Source organism: Streptomyces sp. NPDC008079, assembly GCF_042957385.1.
Lineage (GTDB): Bacteria > Actinomycetota > Actinomycetes > Streptomycetales > Streptomycetaceae > Actinacidiphila.
Window position 1 is genome coordinate 404774 of record NZ_JBIBIC010000003.1, and the last position, 19884, is coordinate 424657.

Genomic DNA, 19884 nt, shown 5'->3' on the forward strand with positions numbered 1-19884 from the left:
TTTCATGATCCCTCCCTGCTTCGACCGTGCCGTCCACGGCGACGTGGGCCGCGAACCGGTCCGCGTGTCCGGTCGATACGTGTCCGGCGGCAGTACGTGTCTAGCAACGGACGGAGAATGGGCACAATGGTTCTCCGGCGTACCCGGACGATCTCCGGAGAACTCCGCACGGCACCGGCACCGGCCGCCGGGCGCTCCCAGGCCACCGGGCGTTGTGCCAGACTCGGCGGTGGCAGCAGGCGGCGAAAGGGAGTTCGGGGCATGGGCCGTCCGCAAAAGGAACTGCCTCCCGACGGTTCGCCCGTCACGCTGTTCGCGTTCTGGCTGCGAGATCTGCGTCGGACCGCGGGACTGACCTTCGACCAACTCTCCCGTCACACCGGGTACGGTCGCACCACCATGACCGACGCGCTCCGCGGGGACTCGCACCCGACGCTCCCGGTGACGATGGCGATCGTCGGCGCCTGCGGCGGCGACATCGACAAGTGGGGCGCGTTCTGGGCCGAGGTGCACCGCGCCCTGGACAAGGACGCCGTGCCCGGGACTGTCATCGTCTCGCCGCCCCCCTGGACCCCGTCGATCGCGGGCGGGGCGCACGGCGAACTCTGTCCGAGCGGCTGCGCCCGTACCGATCCGCACGGCTGGTACACCGAGTCGGTCGAGACCCGGCTGCGCCTGGACACCGTGACACCCGAGGCGGTGGAGCGGCGGGTCATCGTCGCCACCTGCGACGGCCTCGCCGAGATCCCGGTCGCGTTCAGCGTGCCGCGCCGCACCGACGACGAGGCCGACGGCCACGGTCTGGAGGTCTCTGTCCTCGACGGCGGCCGCCTCGATCTGCCCGAACACCCCTACGAGAGCTTCTTCCAACAGCGGCTGATCCTCCCGACCCCGCTGCGCACAGGTGCCCGCCACACGTACACGCTCCGGCTGCGCATCCCCCAGGACCAGCCGATGGCACCGCACTTCGTCCATGTCCCGCTGACCCGCAGCGAACGCTTCAGCCTGCGGGTGCGCTTCGCCCCCGGACGTCCGCCGCTGTCCGTCTGGCAGTTGAGCCGAGTCCCGACCGCCGTCATCTACCAGCGAGCGCCGGGGACATCCCTCCTGCGCCCCGACCGGCAGGGCACGGTGGCAGTGGAGTTCGACGCGATGCGGGTGGGATACGGCTACGGACTGTGCTGGCAGGACGGACCCGCCCCTGCCGCACCCGAGCCCGAGCCCGAAGTGCCGCCCGGCTACTGAGAGATCGGCGCGTCCGGCAGTTTGGCGCTGATCCGGGCGGCGTCCGGGTGGTGCAGGGTCCGCAGCACATCGAGCGCTTCGCGTCGCAGCGCGTACGCGTCGCGGTCGTGGCCGAGCGCGGCGTGCGCGTCCGCCAGATGGTCGAGGGCGTGCGCCTCGCGGTAGCGGTCGCCCACCGCCCGGTCGAGAGCCAGGGACCGTTCATAGGTGCCGATCGCCGCCGCGTGCCGGCCCGAACTCTGCTCGGCCCGCCCGGTGGTGAGCAGGATCGCCGCCTGGCCGTCCAGATGGCCGAGTTCCGCGTACAGGTCGAACGCCCGCCGGCCGTGTACCAGCGCCGCCGCGTGGTCCCCCGAGCGTTCCTGCTCCTGGGCCAGGGCGCTGAGGCCATCTGCCAGCGGCAGCGGATCCGCGGTCCGCTCGGCCATCGCCAGCGCGAGCCGGGCCTGCGGGAGCGCCCGCCGGTGGTCGCCGCGCGCGGCGTACACCCGCACCAGGGACAGCCGCACCTGGCGCGCGCCGTCGTCATCACCCAGCCGGCGGCATTCGCGCAGCGCCTCGTAGAGCAGCGACAGGGCTTCGTCGGACCGGTCGAGGCGGGAGAGGGCGTCCGCCAGCCGGCGGGTGGCCGACGCCCAGGCCCGGCGGTCCCCGGCCTTCGCGGCCGCGTCCCGGGCGATTTCGTGCACCAGACCGCGCTGGAACCGCCGCCCCGAGCGACGCAGATAGACCGCGCACGCCTGGGCGAGGCGCCAGGTGTACGACTCCAGCTCCTCGCTCCGCGCGGCCAGCGCGATCACCGCCTGTAGCGTGCCCAACTCGGCCTCGAACCACGCCATGGCCGCCGCGTGATTCTCAACGGGCGGTTCGGTGCCAGTCGGCTCGACCGGAGCGCGCCGCCACGGTTCGAGGCGGCGGTCCGCCAGTCGCGCGGCACTCAGATAGTGCCGCAGCAGGCGCTCGACGGCGGTGGCGCGCTCGGCGGCCGGGCCGTCGTCCGCCAACTCCTTCGCGTACAGCCGCAACAGGTCGTGCAGTACATACCGGCCCGGCGCGTGCTGCCGCACCAGATGGGCGGCGGTGAGCGCGTCGAGCAGTTCGTCCGGCGGCGCCTGTTCGCCGAGCAGCGCCGCGCACGCGGTCGCGTCGAGGTCAGGGCCGGGGTGGCAGCCGAGCAGCCGGAACAGCCGCGCCACGGGCGGTGGCAGCAGGGCGTACGAACCCTGGAAGACCGACCGCAGGTTGACGTCCGCGTCCTTGAGCTCCAGGATGCCCAGCCGCGCGTTGGCCTGCCGGAGCCGTGCGACGAAAAGACCGATCGAGCCCTTGGGCTCCAGCGCCGCCCTCGCGCCGGCAACGCTCAGGGCCAAGGGCAACCGGGCGCACAGGTCCACGAGTTCGTCAGCGGCCCGTGGTTCGTCCGCCAGCCGGTCGGCTCCGATCTGCCCTTCCACCAGGGCCCGGGCGGCATACCGCGGCAGCACGTCCAGGGTGACCCGGAACGCCCCGTCCCGTACCACCAGTCCGTCGAGGCGGTTGCGGCTGGTGACGATCACCAGCGATCCCGGCCCGCCCGGCAGCAGCGGGCGAACCTGATCGGCCGAGCGCGCGTTGTCGAGCACCACCACCACCCGACGGCCCGCCAGCACGGTACGCAACAGACCTGCGGCGGCAGTCTCCCTGGCCGGGATCGCGTCGGGCGTCACGCCCAGCGACTGCAACAGGTCGTGCAGCGCTTCCGCGGGGGACATGGGCACTCCCGAGTCGAAGCCCCGCAGATTCAGGTGGAGTTGACCGTCGGGAAAGTGCTCCTCCACCCGGCGTGCCCAGTGCAGCGCCAGGGATGTCTTGCCGACTCCCGCAGTGCCCTCGATGCTGGTGATCACCACCGGCCGGACCGCCGCGACCGGATCCGGCTCCAGTAGCCCGTCAAGCCGCCGCAGTTCGGGCTCCCGGCCGACGAAATTCCGCAGAGACGGGGGAAGTTGGTGGGGCACGCGGGAGGACGGTGGCGGACCGCTCGTGCCGACGGTCGCTCTGGCCGCGGCGGGGCGGAGCCTCCGGGCCGCTTCGGCGCGGTCCCGGAGCGTGCTCAGCCGACCGGCTTCCGGGCCGCCGACACCGAGTGCGACCAGCAGTTCATCGAAGACGCCCACCCCCGCGAGCGTCGTCCCGTTGAGGTAGGCGTACAGACTGCTCGGCGAGACGTTCAGCCGTCTGGCCAGTTCGGCCCGGTCCAACGCGCGGCCGAGCCGCTTCTCGGCGCGGACCACGGCATGGGCCAACTCGACGGCCAGCCGCTGCCTGAGCGCCGACGGGTCCTCATCCGTCGCCGGGGTCCGATCCCCTGCCACCGCTTTCCCTCCGTACCGGCCCTACGCCTTGGCGGACGTGGCTGACGTGCACACCCGTACGGCGTGCCCGCCGCGTGTCTCGTACCCGGATCGTGACGCATACGACCCGTGCGGATTCGTACCGCGCCTCCAGACTTGTCCAGTGTCTTCCAGAGCGGCCGGGAGTGCTGATGATCCGCGTGTTCCGGTGGGGTCCGACACCGGCGGCGCGCTGTTCGCCGGGCCGGCCCGGGAGGACGACAGCCATGCAGACTCACTGAGGACACACACCGGAAGACCCCGGCACGACCGTCGGTTCAGGACTCCTGGGGCCGGCCGTCCACCTCCGCGCACCGCAGCACGTGGGCGGCGGCCGTGCCCCACGTCACTCTTTCAGCCATCGCCTCGCGCAGGCGGGCGGCCCGGGCGAAGGCGCTCGGCCGGTCGAACATCACCGAGTTGATGGCCCGTTCCCACGCGGCGGCGTCCGCCGCCAGCCGCTTCTCATAACCGTCCACGTCAACGACGACCTGCTCCGCCTCCGCGGGCAGGATCTCGCGAAGCAGCATGCCCAGCCCGCTGCGGCCGCTCACAAGAACCGGCACCCCGGCCACGATCGCCTCGAGCGCCACCAGACCGAACGCCTCGGCTCGGGACGGCATCAGCACCAGACTGGCCCGCCGCACATCCCTGCGGATCTTCTCCTGGTCTTCTGTGTAGGTCCGCACCTTGACGTCGATGGCCGGATGGCCGATCAAGTCCTTCGCGTACTCGCTCAGGCTGCGGGAGGTGTTCTCGGGCGCGCCGCGGACCAGCAGTTCCCAGTGTCCGGGCCCGGACCTCGGCGGTACCGCTTTCTCCAGTGCCCGGCAGGCGATGTCCAGCCCCTTCAACTGCGCATCCTTCAGGCGCCCCATGAACAGGATCTGCGTCCGACCGGAGCGCGGTCCGTCCACCGGGTCGGCCTCGCCGTCGAATCCGGGGTCGATGCGCTGTATCGGGGGCAGGTCCCGGTATCCCGGCAGACCTCGCTCCCGTTCCAGCAGTTCCTCGAGGCGCGGTCCCACCGGCATGATGCGGGCGGCACCTCGGCACAGGTCGAACTCCAACTCCGTGAGGGCCTCGGCGCGGGCACCCACGTCGTCACCCTCGTCTTCCTTGGACCATTCCGCCTGGTCCGGCTCGACATGGAGGAAGTGCAGCCGCCGCGCCCCCCTGAAATGGTCCTCCGCCTGTGCCTGCGCCGCAGGTCCGCTGACCCTGCCGTGCCCGATGACGAGGTCCGGCACGACTCCCTCCGGCAATTCGGCGCGACGCATCAGCGACTGCCGCCCGGTACGGCCCGGCCGGGCCGCGGCGAGCAGACGCACCCCGTGCTCCTCCGCGTCGGCCTGTTCCCTGGCGGTGAAATTCTCCACCAGCACGTGGACTTCGGCGCCCGCCGCCGTCAGCGCCAGGCACAGCCCTCGGTTGAACGCCGTCAGGCCGCCATGTGCGGGAAACCACTCGTCGGTCACCGCGAGCACCCGCACGGGGCAGCCGTCCGGCCGCGTCGGCGCCGTCGCCGCGACCGGCGCCAACTCCGCCGACGGTTCCGATTCGTCGTTGTCCGGCGGCGGTTGCCGTGCGCCCTGACGCTCGGCGGTTTCCGTTACGGGCAGGCTGTCGGTCGTCTCCACGCGCGTGATGCCGTCCTCAAGAAGTTGGACGAACCAGTCGACGACCTCGCGGTCGTCGTCCAGCACGTCGGTGTCGGTCACATCGCCGCCGTGTGCCTCGCGGCTCCGACGCAGGGCCAGTCGCGCGTTGGTCCACGTGACGTCCACGGTGTGCCGGAGGGCGCGCAGTGCCCGCGCCGGATCGCCGAGCGGCAGTTCGCCGATCCCGCCGCCGTAGGGGAGCCGTACCAAGGCCCGCAGACCCGTGTCGCCGCCGTCGATGGAGGAGAGCCTTTTGTGGACCCGCAGTTGATGCCGGACAGCGGCCATATGCATCAGGTAGCTGACGAACGGCGGCATCTCGGCACTGCTGTCGGCCGACCACGCCCAGGCACCGAGGAAGGCGTCCTGCTCCGGATGCCCGAGCAGGAGGAGCCGGCGCAGGTACCGGTCGTCGTCCTCGCGCTCCGGTTCCAGCAGGTCCAGCCCGCCGACCGCCCCGCCCGGCTGCTTGCCGACCAGCAGCACCACGGCGCCCAGGCAGCTGGCGTCGAGCGGGCCGAGCACGTCGGCGGCCCGCTGCTCCAACTCCGGCCAGGCACGGTCCTCGCGCGCCCCGAGCAGCAGCGACAGATTCAGTACGGCACCGTGACGTCGCACGATCGCCTGGTCGAGGCCCCCGGGCGACTGGACGGCAGCCACCGTCACCGAACCGTGCAGCGCCGCGTCCGGCAGCACCTCCGGGATCTCGGTGGGTGCCGTCGCCCACACCGGCTGGTTCGCGCCCTGGAGGGCACGGAAGCGCTGCCACATCACGCGGACTGCGGTCGGCCAGACGTCGGCACGCGGCGCGTCGAGCGGCGCGAAGACGTGGGCCACGACTTCCTGTTCCGTCACGGCGAGTTCGTGCACTCGGTCGTTCGCCCCCGGGCTGCGTGCCGTACTCACTACGGTAAGTCCCCGCATTCTACTGACGGTTCGGCCGTGTCGAGGATCTCTCGGGCTACGTGCTCAACTGCTGTCGACCGTATCGGTGTTCAACACCACAAGCGTGGCCGCCGACGCCGGTACGAACAAGGACACCGACCCGGCCGGACTGAACCTGGTCAAGACCACCGCCTACGACGCTCAGGGCCGCGTCATCAAGGCCACCCTGCCCAAGTCCGCGGGCACCGACGCGGGGCCACCGTCACGACCTACTGTTCCGCTGTGGCGGGGGGGCTTCGGCATGATCGAATCCACGATTCCGTGGCCCGCTGTCAAGGCTATTGCCTACGCGCTCCGTTGGGGGCTGTGGGCAGTCACGGCCAAGGCATCCCACGCGGCAGTGCGAGCACGCTGTGTCACCTTCGTCACAGATCTCCCCACCGGATTCTGGCGAATCAACGAACGGAAGTGCTGATCGATGCCTAGACCTGTCCGGATCACTATCCCGGCGCTTATCGCCCTACTGCTCGCGGCCGTAATGATCGAAGCGATAAGCCACTCTTCGTGGCCCACTGTAGCCCTCATGGGCGTCGGTATAGGCTTTATGGCCATCGATATCGTAAGAGCGCTGCGGGACAACCGTCACGGGTAGGCACTCGCGACGAGCGCTGTCGCGTCAAGCAGCCGCACAACTCGTCCCCCCTTGGGGAACACAGCCCGCTAGGTCCTCCCTTCAGGGAGGGCCTAGCAAACCCCATCCCCGAGGGCAGCGCCAACGCCTGCGAAAGATCTTCCGTGCGGCACCCTTGGGCGTGCGGATTTCCGCAGGGTCGGTGACATTCCTTGTCGTGATGCGCTCGGCCAGTGGCGACCTCCTGGGTCGCTCGTCTATTGCCCTGTTCTTTGGTGCTCGGGTTTCGCACCGTGAAGCACTGCCTCAACGGCCGAGCCCGTGCGTGCCTACGCGGAGTCAGGGACTCTCCACTCGGTCGGAGGGACTTCCCGGGGACTTTCGCTGTGCAAACCGGGAAGGCTCCGACAGCGCCGAAAGACGGGAAACCCCAGCTCAGGCGTTAAAAGCTCAGCACTCGATGACGTTCACGGCCAGCCCGCCGCGGGCGGTTTCCTTGTATTTGACCTTCATGTCGGCGCCGGTCTCCTTCATGGTCTTGATGACCTTGTCGAGGGAGACGTGGTGGCGGCCGTCGCCGCGCATGGCCATGCGGGCGGCGGTGACGGCCTTGACGGCGGCCATGCCGTTGCGCTCGATGCAGGGGATCTGGACGAGGCCGCCGACCGGGTCGCAGGTGAGGCCGAGGTTGTGTTCCATGCCGATCTCGGCGGCGTTCTCGACCTGTTCCGTGGAGCCGCCGAGGATCTCGGCGAGGCCGCCGGCCGCCATCGAGCAGGCCGAGCCGACCTCGCCCTGGCAGCCGACCTCGGCGCCGGAGATGGAGGCGTTCTCCTTGAAGAGCATGCCGATCGCGCCCGCCGCCAGCAGGTAGCGCACGACGGCGTCCTCTTGGTCGACGGCGCCGGCGGTCGGCGCCGCGACGAAGTTCAGGTAGTAGTGCAGGACGGCCGGGATGATGCCCGCGGCGCCGTTGGTGGGGGCGGTCACGACCCGGCCGCCCGCCGCGTTCTCCTCGTTGACGGCCATCGCGTAGAGGGTGACCCACTCCATCGCGTGCGCGGCCGGATCGCCCTCGGCGCGCAGCTGGCGCGCCGACTGCGCCGCGCGGCGGCGGACCTTCAGGCCGCCCGGGAGGATGCCCTCACGGGACATCCCGCGCCGCACGCAGGACTCCATCACCCGCCAGATGTCGAGCAGCCCGGCGCGGATCTCCTCCTCCGTACGCCACGCCTTCTCGTTCTCCATCATCAGCGCCGAGATCGACAGCCCCGTCTCGCGCGAGAGCCGCAGCAGCTCGTCCCCGGTGCGGAAGGGGTGCCGCAGCACCGTGTCGTCCAGCTTGATCCGGTCCTCGCCGACCGCGTCTTCGTCCACGACGAAACCGCCGCCCACCGAGTAGTACGTCTTCTCCAGCAGCGGGGCGCCGTCCGCGTCGTACGCGAACAGCGTCATCCCGTTGGCGTGGTACGGCAGCGACCTGCGCCGGTGCAGCACGATCTGCGTCTGCGGGTCGAAGGCGATCTCGTGCGCCCCGAGCAGGCTCAGCCTGCCCGCCGCGCGCACCGCCGCGACCTCGTCGTCCGCCGTCTCCACGTCCACCGTCCGCGGCGAGTGGCCCGCGAGCCCCAGCAGCACCGCCTTCGGCGTCCCGTGCCCGTGGCCCGTCGCCCCCAGCGACCCGAAGAGCTCCGCCCGGACCGACACGGTGTGCGCCAGCAGTCCCTCGTTCTTCAGCCGGTGCACGAAGATGCCCGCGGCACGCATCGGGCCCACGGTGTGCGAGCTGCTGGGGCCGATGCCCACGGAGAAGAGGTCGAATACGGATATTGCCATGAGGACTCCAGATCTCGAAGGGGCACGGCCCCTTCACGGTTCCTCCGCGGAGGAGGGTTCCCCAGGGGCGCGGGGAACTGCGCGACCAGCCCCCACCGGCGGGTGGTCCGGCGACAACCGGACTGCCCGCCGGGGCGGGTGGTGACCTGCGGGAGCGCTCCGGCTGAGCACGCGGTTCCTCCGTCGGCCTCCGGCCGGGAGGTGCCCCCCTCGCCCCTACGGGGCTACGCGTAGAGCGGGTGCTTGCGGGTCAGGGCGGCGACCCTGTCCCGGAGAGCCGCGGCATCGTAACTCGGCTTGAGGGCCGCCGCGATGATCTCCGCCACCTCCCGGAAGTCCTCCGCGTCGAAGCCCCGCGTGGCCAGCGCGGGCGTGCCGATGCGCAGCCCCGAGGTGACCATGGGCGGCCGGGGGTCGTTGGGGATCGCGTTGCGGTTGACGGTGATGCCGACCGAGTGGAGGCGGTCCTCGGCCTGCTGGCCGTCGAGCGCGGAGTCGCGGAGGTCGACCAGCACCAGGTGGACGTCGGTGCCGCCGGACAGGACGGAGACGCCGACCTCGGTGAGGTCGTCCCGTACCAGCCGCTCGGCGAGGATCTTGGCGCCCTGGAGCGTACGCGCCTGCCGGTCCTTGAACTCGTCGGTGGCGGCGGCCTTGAAGGCGACCGCCTTTCCGGCGATCACGTGCTCCAGCGGGCCGCCCTGCTGACCGGGGAAGACCGCGGAGTTGATCTTCTTGGCCAGCTCGGCCTTGGAGAGGATCACACCGCCGCGCGGGCCGCCGAGCGTCTTGTGGGTCGTGGTGGTGACCACGTCCGCGTACGGCACGGGGGAGGGGTGCAGACCGGCCGCGACCAGGCCCGCGAAGTGCGCCATGTCGACCATCAGGTACGCGCCGACCTCGTCCGCGATCCGGCGGAACTCGGCGAAGTCGAGCTGGCGCGGATACGCCGACCAGCCCGCGATGACGAGCTGCGGCCGGTGCTCCCTGGCCAGCTTCTCGACCTCGGCCATGTCGACCAGACCGGTGTGCTCGTCGACGTGGTAGGCCGCGACCTTGTACAGCTTGCCGGAGAAGTTGATCTTCATACCGTGGGTCAGGTGGCCGCCGTGCGCCAGGTCGAGGCCCAGGATGGTGTCGCCCGGCTTGATCAGGGCGGTCATCGCGGCGGCGTTCGCGGACGCGCCGGAGTGCGGCTGCACGTTCGCGGCCTCGGCGCCGAACAGCGCCTTGACGCGGTCGATCGCGAGCTGCTCGATCACGTCGACGTGCTCGCAGCCGCCGTAGTAGCGGCGGCCCGGGTAGCCCTCGGCGTACTTGTTGGTCAGCACGGAGCCCTGGGCCTCGAGGACCGCGACCGGCGCGAAGTTCTCCGACGCGATCATTTCGAGGGTGGACTGCTGGCGGTGGAGTTCGGCGTCGACCGCGGCGGCGACGTCCGGGTCGAACTCGTGCAGGGACTGGTTCTGCAGCGACATGAGATCTTCCTGGTCAGAAGGTCGATGAATACCGGGGGCCGGCGAACGGCCGGTGACGGCGGGCCCGGCGGGAAGCGAGCCCGTGATGACGGCGGGCCCGGCGGGAAGCGAGCCCGCGATGACAGCCGGGGGCCGGCCCGCCGTGAAGGCCGGGGGACCGGCCCGTGACGGAGGCCGGAAGGTCAGCCCGCGATGAAGGCGTCGTACTCGGCGGCGGACAGCAGCTCGTCGGTCGCCTGCGGCTCGCGCACCTTGAACAGCCAGCCGTCCGCGAAGGGCGAGGAGTTGATCAGGGCCGGGTCGTCCACGACGTCCTGGTTGATCTCCGTGACCTCGCCGGTGACCGGCGAGTACAGGTCGCTGACGGACTTGGTGGACTCCAGCTCACCACAGGTCTCACCCGCCGTGACGGCGTCGCCCACCGCGGGAAGCTGCACGAACACGACGTCGCCGAGCGCGTCGGCGGCGTGCGAGGTGATCCCGACGGTGACGCCCTCGGCCTCGGGGGCCGACAGCCACTCGTGTTCCTTGGTGTACCGAAGATTCTGGGGGTTGATGCTCATGACGGAATTCTCCCGGATGCGAAGGGGTGCCCGCGCGCGGGGACGGCGCGGTCGGTCGGCTCGACGGACAGGTCCGGTACCGGCCGGACAGGCCCGGTACCAGGTGGCGGTACGAGCGTGTCAGCGCTCACGCTTGTAGAACGGCAGCGCCACGACCCGGTGCGGCTCACGGGTGCCGCGGATGTCGACCGCGACCCCTTCCGTACCGGGCGCGGCATGCGCGGCGTCCACGTACGCCATCGCGATGGGCACGCCCAGCGTCGGGGACGGCGCGCCCGAGGTGACCTCGCCGACCACGGCGCCCGAGGCGTCGGTCACCGCGTACCCCGCGCGCGGCACTCGGCGGCCCTCGGCGATCAGCCCGACCAGCTTGCGCGGCGGGGTGGCCGCCGCCTTCTCCGCCGCGGCCTCCAGCGCCGCCCGGCCCACGAAGTCGCCCGCCTTGTCGAACTTCACGACCCGGCCGAGCCCCGCGTCGAACGGCGTCAGCGCGGTGGTCAGCTCGTGCCCGTACAGCGGCATGCCCGCCTCCAGGCGCAGCGTGTCCCGGCAGGACAGGCCGCACGGTACGAGCCCGGCCGCGACCCCGGCCTCGGTGAGCGCCTGCCACAGCCGCTCGGCGTCGGCGGGCGCGACGAACAGCTCGAAGCCGTCCTCGCCGGTGTAACCGGTACGGGCGATCAGCGCAGGCACCCCGGCGACCGTGCCGGGCAGGCCCGCGTAGTACTTCAGCCCGTCCAGGTCCGCGTCCGTGACCGACTTCAGGATGCCGGGGGACTCCGGACCCTGGACGGCGAGCAGCGCGTACGCGTCCCGGTCGTCGCGTACGGCGGCGCCCGCGAAACCGGCCGCGCGCTCGGTGACGGCGTCCAGCACCACCTGGGCGTTGGAGGCATTGGCGACGATCATGAACTCCTGCTCGGCGAGCCGGTACACGATCAGGTCGTCCAGGATGCCGCCGTCGGGCGCGCAGATCATCGTGTAGCGGGCCCTGCCGACCGCGAGCGCCGACAGGTGGCCGACCAGCGCGTGGTCGAGGGCCTCGCCCGCCTGCGGTCCCGTGACGGTGATCTCGCCCATGTGGGAGAGGTCGAAGAGTCCGGCGCGGGTGCGGACGGCGGTGTGCTCGTCGCGCTCGCTGCCGTACCGCAGCGGCATGTCCCAGCCCGCGAAGTCGGTCATGGTCGCGCCGAGCGCGCGGTGCGACGCGTCGAGGGCGGTGTGGCGCGGGGAGGTCGGTGGCTGGCTCATCGGAGGGCTCCCAGAGGGGTGACGGCACGGGACGGACAGGGCGGGCCGGGGCATGCTCGCCCCGGGTCTCCCCATCTGTCATCGGAACCTGAGAGGTTCACCGTGACCCTCGCGGGTCCCGGTTTGCACCTTGGGTGGGGCCGCTCCCCGTCAAGGGAGCCGCCCGCTTTTCAGATCTGCCTCGCCCGCGCGGTATCTGTGCCTGAGAGATTCAAGGGAGGGCTTGCTCCTTCGGCGCCCGGCCCGGTGAGGGGACGGAACTCTCCCGCGCGGCCTCCAACGGCCGGTATGCAAGTTGTGCCGCCAATCATTGCACGCCAGCCGCTAGGGTTTCCGGGCAGGACAGTGGCACATGGGCGGACAAGGGTGGACATGGAGATTCCGGCACCGTACACGGCACCGTACATATGGCCGGCCAACGAGCTGGAAGAGGTGCTCACCGCGAGCCTCGGCAACCCCTCGGCCGCCCCCCGGCTGCTGGAGGTGCTGGGGCGCTCCCATGTCTGGGTGCCGCTGCCGAACGGCGGGGCGCCGGACGCGCCGGGGCTCGACCTGCCCACCGTCGAACTGGAGGGCGCGACCTATGTGCCGGTCTTCAGCTCCGAGCAGCAGTTCCGGCAGGCCGCCGACGGCATGGCCTGCACCGTCGCGCCCGTCCACGAATTCGCCCGCGGCCTGCCGCCGCTGGTCGGCATCGCCCTGAACCCCGGCGGCGCCGTCGGAGTGCCGCTGCCGCCCGCCGCCGTCGCCGAGCTGTGCCGCGGCGGCGCCGCCGAACGGTACGAGCAGGACGGCACGCCCGGCCGTACGGTCGGCGCCCGCGTACGGCTGTGGGAACCGGACCACGACGACGAGCCGGTGGACTTCCTCGCCACCGCCGCGGGGGAGTTCGCCGTCACCCCGGTCGTGCTGTCCGCCCGCCGCGCGCTGGCCGCCGTGGAGGAGGAGCCGCCCGCGCTCTTCGTCGGGGTCGAGCTGGACCGCTGGCAGGACGTGGACCGCGCCGCGGCCATGGACGCCATCGGCCGCGCCCTCGGCGCCGCGCCGCTGCCCTGGCCCGTCCACCTGATTCTGCTGGACGTCGCACAGGACCCGGTCGCGGACTGGATGCTGGAGACCGTACGGCCGTTCTTCACGCGGGACTGAACCGGACCGAACCGGACTCATCGGGACCGAACGGGACCGACCGGCGGGAGGCCGTACGGCATGGGTGGGGATCCAGGACGTGACCTGGTTTGATGGCGGGCGGCGCACAGGTGTGCGCCGGGCAGACCGAACGAGGGGAAGGGGCGGTCCCACGTGATCGCGGGCGCGCAAGGCGGTGCGGCGGCGGCCGGCCATGTGGAGCAGATGCTGCTCCAGGTGGCGCCCGGTCGCTTCGACGCATACGAGAACCTGCTCGCGTCGCTGGCCGAGGGCCAGGTGTGGATGCTGCTCTGGCACGGCACGCCCGGTTCGGCCGATGCCCAGTACGGCAACCTCCGGATCGGCGGTCACGGCTACGCGCCGTGCGTCACCTCGCCGCGTGAGCTGGCCGCCAGCGGCTGGACCCGGGAGTACGAGGTCGTCTCCGGGCGCGACATCGCCCTGACCCTCTTCCCCGACCGCTGGGGCCTCTGGCTCAACCCGCACGCGCCGGGCGGCGGGGTCGGGGTGCCCTGGCTCGACCTGCGCCGGATCGCCGCCGGGCTGGACCTGCTGCCCGCCGGGCCGCTCCAGATCGGCGAACCCTCGCTACAGATTCCGCAGTTCTACGCTCTGCTCGCGCAGGCCGCGCACCGCACGCCCGCCGTGCGCGCCCTCCGGCGCGCCTGGGTCCAGCCCACCCTCGGCGAGCCCTATCTCGCCATCGGCGTCGAGGTCTACGACGACTCTCCGCAGTCCGTCGAGTCCGTCCGCCTCATGATGCAGCAGTCCGTGGCCGGTGTCCCCGACGGCCTGCCCGTCTCCACCGTCGCCATGGCCGACGCCTACGATCCCGTCGCCATGTGGATGCGCGCCAACGGGCAGCCCTTCTTCGACCGCGAAGCCTTCGCCGGCGGCCCGGCCTGGGGCCCCCGCTAGGGCCTGTCCGGCGGATCACGAACGGCGATGAGCGACCCTCAGGCGCCGGAATCGTCCAGGGCGGCGGACATCAGGCCGAGCGGCGGACTGCCCAGGGCGAGCAGGGCGGCGTGGAATTCGGGCAAGGTGAAGGAAGCCTTCCGCTTGGCCCGCTCGCGCAGTCGCATGATCTCCAGCTTGCCCCAGGTGTACCGCCCGTAGGCCGCGTCGAAGGTGCCGCGCCGCGCCTCGGCGGAGGCCCCGGCCCGGGCGAGATGGGCGTCGCGCATGAAGAGCCGGGTCGCGTCCTCTATGGACAGCGCCCCGGTGTGCAGCCCGATGGAACACGTCAGCCGCGTCACGCGGACCAGCGCTTCGAGCGCGACCCCGATCGCGAAGCGCGGGTCCCGCGCCCGGAACCCCTCTTCGAGGCAGACCTCCTCGACGTAGTGCGCCCACCCCTCGGCGAAGGAGAGGCTGTGCAGGACCCGCCGCACCGGCGTCGCGGCCCGCCGCAGCGAGCGGCTGTGCGCGAAGTGCCCGGGAGCGACCTCGTGGACGGTGATCGACGGCAGGCTGGTGCGGCTGAAGACGGTCAGCCACTCCTCGCGCTCCTCGGCCGGCCAGTCCGGCTCCGGCGGAGTGACGTGGTACCAGGACGCGGCATCGGCCTCGGCGGGCGCGGCCCAGCTCATCATGGCCATGGCCCAGCGCCGGGAGGGCGGCGCGGGCCCGACGAGACAGTCCCCGTCCACGTACGGCGCGAGCTTGTGCGCGCGGGTGAAGGCGATCACCTCGTCGGTGAGCCTGGCCGCCTCGGGGATGACGCCGTCGGCGTCGGGGTGGTCGGCCATCAGCTCGGGGAGCAGCTCGTCCACCCGCCGGTGCCGGTCGTACGCGCGGCAGGAGTCGACCAGCAGCTCGGTGAGCCGGGCCCGCTCCCGGTCGGCCTCGACGGCGAGCGCCGACAGGTCGACGCTCAGGCCCTCCTGACTGCCCATCAGCGCGGCCAGCGCGTTGCCGCCGAGCCGGGGGTCGGGGTCGCCGTGCTCGGCGGCCCGCTCGATGTGCGCGACCAGCCGCCCGTGCGCGGCCAGCGCGGCGGCGGTGTCGGGGCTGTCCTCGGCGTCGAGCCCGGCGGCGAGTCCGCGTACGGCGCCCAGCAGCGCGTCCGCGACCGGCGCGCTCACCCGGTCGAGTGACGCCACCGCCGCGTCCACGGCCTCCGGCCAGCGCGCCAGATGCTTGCGGCGGGCCTTGGCGCGCTCCCGCCCGGAGGCGTACTCCCGGTCGTAGCAGGCGAGTTCGAGATTGGACAGATGCGGGTACGGGTCGCGCCTGTGCAGCTCCAGCTCCCCGTACTGCACGCGCAGCGCCTCCTCGAAGACCGTCAGGTGCCGGTCGTCGTGGGCGGACTCCAGCGGTCCCGCGGCGCGCTGGGCGCGGGCCATCGCGTCGAGGCCGCGACGGACGCCGTCCGGCGACAGGTCCTGGACGCGGCCGTCGTACTCGTGACGCCCCGCCATTTCCCGTACCACCGGCACCATCAGGTCGCATACCGCACGCAGCCGCTCGTTCACCACACGACCGTACCCCGAGGTACGCGTCGGTAACGGTCGATGAATCACCACATCACAGTTGCGCATCCCTTCGTGGTGAGGGCTGGCGGGTGATCGACACATCGCAGAAGAATCCAGCGGCAAGGGCCTCAGGCCCCCGTTGTCATCTGCACCACCTGCACCGCCTCGTACCAACAGCACTTTCTGCAGAGCCAGTTCATGCATCACGCAATTCATGAGACTCGCACCAGCAGCACGACTGATGAGTAAAGCCGCTACAGCGGCGGGCGCGCGCCGGTTACCCGCCGGCGAGAGGGGTCAGTCACACCATGACCGCACCGATTGAGACCACCCATGGGCAGGCCGAGGCACAGCCGGAAGCCATCCTCAGCGGGGTCGAGCGGAGCCAGATCGAGGGCCGGTCCCTCGGTCAGATCGCCTGGATGCGCTTCAAGCGCGACAAGGTGGCGGTGGCCGGCGGTGTCGTCGTCATCCTGCTGGTGCTGCTCGCGATCCTGGCCAAGCCGATCGAGCACGTCTTCGGCCTCGACCCGACCGCCTTCCACCAGGACCTCGTGGACCCCGTCCGCGTCGCCCCCAAGGGCCCCTTCGGCGGCATGAGCTGGGCCCACCCGCTGGGCATCGACCCGCAGTTCGGCCGTGACCTGCTGGCCCGGATCATCGAGGGCTCGTGGGTCTCGATGCTGGTGGCGACCGGCGCGACGATCCTGTCCAACATCATCGGCACCGTCCTCGGCGTCATCGCCGGGTACTACGGCGGCTGGGTCGACAGCCTGATCAGCCGTCTGATGGACACCTTCCTCGCCTTCCCGCTGCTGCTCTTCGCGATCTCGATCTCCGCCTCCCTCCAGGACGGCGCCTTCGGGATGAACGGGCTGCCGCTGCGGATCAGCGTGCTGATCTTCGTGATCGGCTTCTTCAACTGGCCCTACATGGGACGCATCGTGCGCGGCCAGACGCTGAGCCTGCGCGAACGCGAGTTCGTCGAAGCCGCCCGCAGCATGGGCGCCCGCGGCCCCTTCATCCTCTTCAAGGAACTGCTGCCCAACCTGGTCGCGCCGATCCTCGTCTACTCGACGCTGCTGATCCCGACCAACATCCTCTTCGAGGCCGCCCTGAGCTTCCTCGGCGTCGGCATCGCACCGCCCCAGGCCTCGTGGGGCGGCATGCTCAACGACGCCGTCGACCTCTTCTACGCCGACCCGCAGTACATGGTCGTCCCCGGCCTCGCGATCTTCATCACCGTCCTGGCCTTCAACCTGCTGGGCGACGGACTGCGCGACGCCCTCGACCCGCGCAGCAAGTGAACGGCCGCAGCACGCCACGCCGCACCGCCCGTACCGGGTACCAGCCCGCCCGTACCACCGCTGAAACCACGTATATCCATTCGATTTGGAGGCTTTCCTCGGCATGAACAGCAGAAAAGCGACAGCCGCGCTGGCGCTTGCCATGGCTCTGGCCCTGGGAGCATCCGCGTGCAGCAGTGACTCGAAGGACGACAAGGGCGGCAAGAACCCGAGCGGCGGCAGCAGCAAGTCCGCCTCCGGCTCCGACGCCGCGCTCACCTCCATCGTCAACAAGTCCGACAAGAAGGGGGGGACGGTCGTGATGGAGAACTCCGACGTGCCGGACTCCCTGGACATGGGCAACACGTACTACGGCTGGGTGCAGAACTTCTCCCGCCTCTACGCGCGTACCCTGCTCACCTTCAAGCCCGCCGCGGGCAAGGACGGCCTCACCGTCGTCCCCGACCTCGCCACCGGACTCGGCAAGGCCAGCCCGGACGCCAAGACCTGGACGTACACCATCCGGTCCGGCCTGAAGTACGAAGACGGCACGCCGATCACCACCAAGGACATCAAGTACGCGATCGAGCGCAGCAACTTCGCGCCCGAGGCGCTGTCCAACGGCCCGACGTACTTCAAGGCGTACCTCGCGGGCGGCGACAAGTACCAGGGTCCGTACAAGGACAAGAACCCCAACGGGCTCGCGTCCATCGAGACCCCGAACGACACCACGATCGTCTTCCACCTGGCGAAGCCCTTCGCGGACTTCGACTACCTGGCGACGTTCTCGCAGACGGCCCCCGTGCCGCAGGCGAAGGACGACGGCGCCGGTTACGTGAAGCACATCGTGTCGTCCGGCCCGTACAAGTTCTCCTCGTACACCGAGGGCGCGGGCGCCACGCTGGTCCGTAACCCGCAGTGGAGCCAGGCCACCGACCCGGTGCGCAACCCGCTGCCGGACAAGTACACGATCAAGTTCAAGGTCGACGCGGTCACCATCGACAACAACCTGCTGGCGGGCAACACCACGGTGGACTCCGGCGGTACCGGTGTCACCCCGCAGACCCAGGGCAAGGTGCTCGGCCCCAAGTACAAGGGCAGCACCGACGACTCGTACGCCGGCGCCACCGCGTACATGGCGATCAACTCCAAGGTCGCGCCGTTCGACAACATCGAGTGCCGCAAGGCCGTCGAGTACGCGATCGACAAGGTCTCGGTGCAGACCGCGATCGGCGGCAGCGTGAAGGGCGACATCGCCACCACGCTGCTCCCGCCGACCGTCAACGGCTACGCGAAGTTCGACCAGTACCCGACCGAGGGCAACAAGGGCGATGTGGCCAAGGCCAAGCAGGCCCTGAGCGCCTGCGGCAAGCCGGGCGGCTTCACCACCAACCTGACCGCCCGCTCGGACCGTCCGGCCGAGATGGCGCAGGCCACCGCGGTGCAGAACTCGCTCAAGCAGGTCGGCATCACCGCCAACATCAAGAGCTACCCGGCGGGCAAGTACTTCGCCAACTTCGCCGGTGTCCCGAGCTACGTGCACGAGCACCAGCTCGGCCTGATGATGATGGCGTGGGGCGCCGACTGGCCGACCGGCTACGGCTTCCTCGACCAGATCGTGGACGGCAGCGCCATCAAGCCCTCCGGCGGCAACAACCTGATGGAGCTGAACGACCCGGCCATCAACAAGGCGCTGTCGGACGCGATCGCCAACACCGACGCGGCCGCCCGTGAGAAGGCCTGGGGCGACATCGACAAGATGGTGCTCGACACCGCCACCGTCGTGCCGCTGATCTACCGCAAGAACCTGCTGTACCGCCCGGAGAGCGCCACGAATGTGACGATCACTCAGGCGTACCTGGGCATGTACGACTACCTGCTGCTCAGCTCCTCCAAGTAAGCGAGAGCACCGAACACCGGAAGGCAGGTGAAGGCATCGGCGTCCGCCGGGACCGGGGTTGACCCCCGGCCCGGCGGACCCGGCGCCGAACCGCTGTGACTGCGTACATCATTCGACGCGTGATCGCCGCGATAATCCTGGTGCTTGTCGTCAGCGCGGTCACTTTCGCGATCTTCTTCCTGGTCCCCAAGATCGGCGGCCAGAGCACGACCCAACTGGCCACCCAGTACGTGGGCAAGGACGCCAACCCCGAGTCGATCGCGGCGGTCAAGAAGAACCTCGGGCTGGACCTGCCGCTCTACCAGCAGTACTGGCACTTCATCAAGGCCATCGTCATGGGCGCGAACTACAAGTTCGGCCCGGACGCGGCGGTCTGCCACCGCCCCTGCTTCGGCTACTCCTTCAAGTCGCACGTCGAGGTGTGGCCGCAGATCAAGACCCGTATCCCGGTGACCTTCTCGCTGGCGATCGGCGCGGCCGTGATCTGGGTGGTCTCCGGTGTCGTCATCGGTGTCATCTCCGCGCTCAAGCGCGGCACGGTCTTCGACCGGATCTCCATGGGCGTGGCCCTGGCCGGTGTCTCACTGCCGATCTTCTTCACCGGCATGGTGCTGCTCGGCCTGTTCTCCTACAAGTGGACGATCTGGGACAACGTCGAGTACGTCGGGTTCACCACCGATCCCGCCCAATGGGCGTGGAATCTGATCCTGCCGTGGATCGCGCTGGCCTTCCTCTACTCCGCGCTGTACGCCCGCCTCACCAGAGCCGGGATGCTGGAGACGATGGGCGAGGACTACATCCGTACCGCGCGGGCCAAGGGCCTGCCGGAGCGGACGGTCGTCGGCAAGCACGCGCTGCGCGCGGCCCTGACCCCGATCGTCACCATCTTCGGCATGGACTTCGGCCTGCTGATCGGCGGCGCGATCATCACCGAACGCGTCTTCTCCTTCCAGGGAGTCGGCGCCTACGCCGTGCAGGGCGTCAAGGACAACGACCTGCCGATCGTGCTCGGCGTGACGATGGTCGCGGCCACCTTCATCGTCTTCTGCAACCTTGTGGTGGACCTGCTGTACGCCGCCATCGACCCCCGCGTGAGGTACTCGTGAGCACCACGGACGGCAGTGCCCCCGACAGCGGCACGTCCGAAGCGTCC

14 protein-coding genes and 1 riboswitch are annotated in these 19884 nt (G+C 70.6%); of the genes, 7 read left to right on the forward strand and 7 right to left on the reverse strand.

From position 1 onward, the window contains the following. Positions 1-261: 261 nt before the first annotated feature. Positions 262-1245 (forward strand): helix-turn-helix domain-containing protein, encoded by a 984-nt coding sequence (locus ACFZAM_RS11095; RefSeq protein WP_391044724.1) that lies wholly within the window; start codon positions 262-264, stop codon positions 1243-1245. On the opposite strand, the gene ACFZAM_RS11100 is transcribed toward ACFZAM_RS11095, so the two are convergent. After that, positions 1239-3599 (reverse strand): tetratricopeptide repeat protein, encoded by a 2361-nt coding sequence (locus ACFZAM_RS11100; RefSeq protein ID WP_391044725.1) that lies wholly within the window; start codon positions 3597-3599, stop codon positions 1239-1241. The two genes, ACFZAM_RS11095 and ACFZAM_RS11100, sit on opposite strands and share 7 nt — an antisense overlap. Positions 3600-3895: 296 nt before the next feature. After that, complete coding sequence (locus tag ACFZAM_RS11105) at positions 3896-6133, reverse strand: CATRA conflict system CASPASE/TPR repeat-associated protein (protein ID WP_391044727.1); 2238 nt, start codon at positions 6131-6133, stop codon at positions 3896-3898. A gap of 136 nt (positions 6134-6269) precedes the next feature. Here ACFZAM_RS11105 and ACFZAM_RS11110 point away from each other — a divergent pair, with 136 nt between their 5' ends. Then, a complete protein-coding gene (locus tag ACFZAM_RS11110; protein ID WP_391044730.1) occupies positions 6270-6638 on the forward strand; it encodes a hypothetical protein in 369 nt (122 codons plus the stop codon). A gap of 606 nt (positions 6639-7244) precedes the next feature. Here the strand turns inward: ACFZAM_RS11110 and ACFZAM_RS11115 are convergent. The 4 genes from ACFZAM_RS11115 to gcvT form a co-directional block, all read right to left on the reverse strand. Next, complete coding sequence (locus ACFZAM_RS11115; protein WP_355348034.1) at positions 7245-8630, reverse strand: L-serine ammonia-lyase; 1386 nt, start codon at positions 8628-8630, stop codon at positions 7245-7247. Positions 8631-8854: 224 nt separating this feature from the next. Beyond that, positions 8855-10108 (reverse strand): serine hydroxymethyltransferase, encoded by a 1254-nt coding sequence (gene glyA, locus ACFZAM_RS11120; RefSeq protein ID WP_355348037.1) that lies wholly within the window; start codon positions 10106-10108, stop codon positions 8855-8857. 182 nt (positions 10109-10290) lie between these two features. Beyond that, the gene (gene gcvH, locus ACFZAM_RS11125) at positions 10291-10671 is read right to left on the reverse strand and encodes a glycine cleavage system protein GcvH (RefSeq protein WP_355348040.1); all 381 of its coding nucleotides are present in this window, start codon (positions 10669-10671) and stop codon (positions 10291-10293) included. Between the two features lie 120 nt (positions 10672-10791). Next, positions 10792-11922 carry a glycine cleavage system aminomethyltransferase GcvT gene (gene gcvT, locus ACFZAM_RS11130; protein ID WP_391044734.1) on the reverse strand — a complete coding sequence of 377 codons (1131 nt, stop codon included), beginning with the start codon at positions 11920-11922 and terminating at the stop codon, positions 10792-10794. A 180-nt stretch (positions 11923-12102) separates the two neighbouring features. After that, positions 12103-12200, reverse strand: a riboswitch (glycine riboswitch). 94 nt (positions 12201-12294) lie between these two features. Here gcvT and ACFZAM_RS11135 point away from each other — a divergent pair. Together ACFZAM_RS11135 and ACFZAM_RS11140 are read left to right on the forward strand one after the other, a co-directional pair. Then, on the forward strand, positions 12295-13068 hold the full coding sequence (locus ACFZAM_RS11135; RefSeq protein WP_355348046.1) for an enhanced serine sensitivity protein SseB: 774 nt from the start codon (positions 12295-12297) through the stop codon (positions 13066-13068). A 204-nt stretch (positions 13069-13272) separates the two neighbouring features. Then, on the forward strand, positions 13273-13986 hold the full coding sequence (locus ACFZAM_RS11140) for an enhanced serine sensitivity protein SseB C-terminal domain-containing protein (RefSeq protein WP_355348163.1): 714 nt from the start codon (positions 13273-13275) through the stop codon (positions 13984-13986). 38 nt (positions 13987-14024) lie between these two features. On the opposite strand, the gene ACFZAM_RS11145 is transcribed toward ACFZAM_RS11140, so the two are convergent. Next, positions 14025-15545, reverse strand: coding sequence for a DUF885 family protein (locus ACFZAM_RS11145; protein ID WP_391044737.1), 1521 nt, complete (start codon positions 15543-15545; stop codon positions 14025-14027). Between the two features lie 308 nt (positions 15546-15853). Between ACFZAM_RS11145 and ACFZAM_RS11150 the strand changes: the two genes are divergently transcribed. The 3 genes from ACFZAM_RS11150 to ACFZAM_RS11160 all read left to right on the forward strand — a co-directional run bounded on the left by ACFZAM_RS11150 (position 15854) and on the right by ACFZAM_RS11160 (position 19837). Beyond that, on the forward strand, positions 15854-16852 hold the full coding sequence (locus tag ACFZAM_RS11150; protein ID WP_188283044.1) for an ABC transporter permease: 999 nt from the start codon (positions 15854-15856) through the stop codon (positions 16850-16852). A 103-nt stretch (positions 16853-16955) separates the two neighbouring features. Further along, on the forward strand, positions 16956-18731 hold the full coding sequence (locus ACFZAM_RS11155; RefSeq protein ID WP_355348053.1) for an ABC transporter substrate-binding protein: 1776 nt from the start codon (positions 16956-16958) through the stop codon (positions 18729-18731). 95 nt (positions 18732-18826) lie between these two features. Then, positions 18827-19837 (forward strand): ABC transporter permease, encoded by a 1011-nt coding sequence (locus ACFZAM_RS11160; protein WP_355348056.1) that lies wholly within the window; start codon positions 18827-18829, stop codon positions 19835-19837. The last annotated feature ends 47 nt before the right edge of the window (positions 19838-19884 follow it).

Bases quoted from the DNA above. Each gene is read 5' to 3' on its own strand.
- ACFZAM_RS11095 (WP_391044724.1), top strand. From the start codon at position 262: ATGGGCCGTCCGCAAAAGGAACTGCCTCCCGACGGTTCGCCCGTCACG.
- ACFZAM_RS11115 (WP_355348034.1), bottom strand. From the start codon at position 8,630: ATGGCAATATCCGTATTCGACCTCTTCTCCGTGGGCATCGGCCCCAGC.
- glyA (WP_355348037.1), bottom strand. From the start codon at position 10,108: ATGTCGCTGCAGAACCAGTCCCTGCACGAGTTCGACCCGGACGTCGCC.
- gcvH (WP_355348040.1), bottom strand. From the start codon at position 10,671: ATGAGCATCAACCCCCAGAATCTTCGGTACACCAAGGAACACGAGTGG.
- gcvT (WP_391044734.1), bottom strand. From the start codon at position 11,922: ATGAGCCAGCCACCGACCTCCCCGCGCCACACCGCCCTCGACGCGTCG.
- ACFZAM_RS11135 (WP_355348046.1), top strand. From the start codon at position 12,295: ATGGAGATTCCGGCACCGTACACGGCACCGTACATATGGCCGGCCAAC.
- ACFZAM_RS11140 (WP_355348163.1), top strand. From the start codon at position 13,273: ATGCTGCTCCAGGTGGCGCCCGGTCGCTTCGACGCATACGAGAACCTG.
- ACFZAM_RS11150 (WP_188283044.1), top strand. From the start codon at position 15,854: ATGACCGCACCGATTGAGACCACCCATGGGCAGGCCGAGGCACAGCCG.
- ACFZAM_RS11155 (WP_355348053.1), top strand. From the start codon at position 16,956: ATGAACAGCAGAAAAGCGACAGCCGCGCTGGCGCTTGCCATGGCTCTG.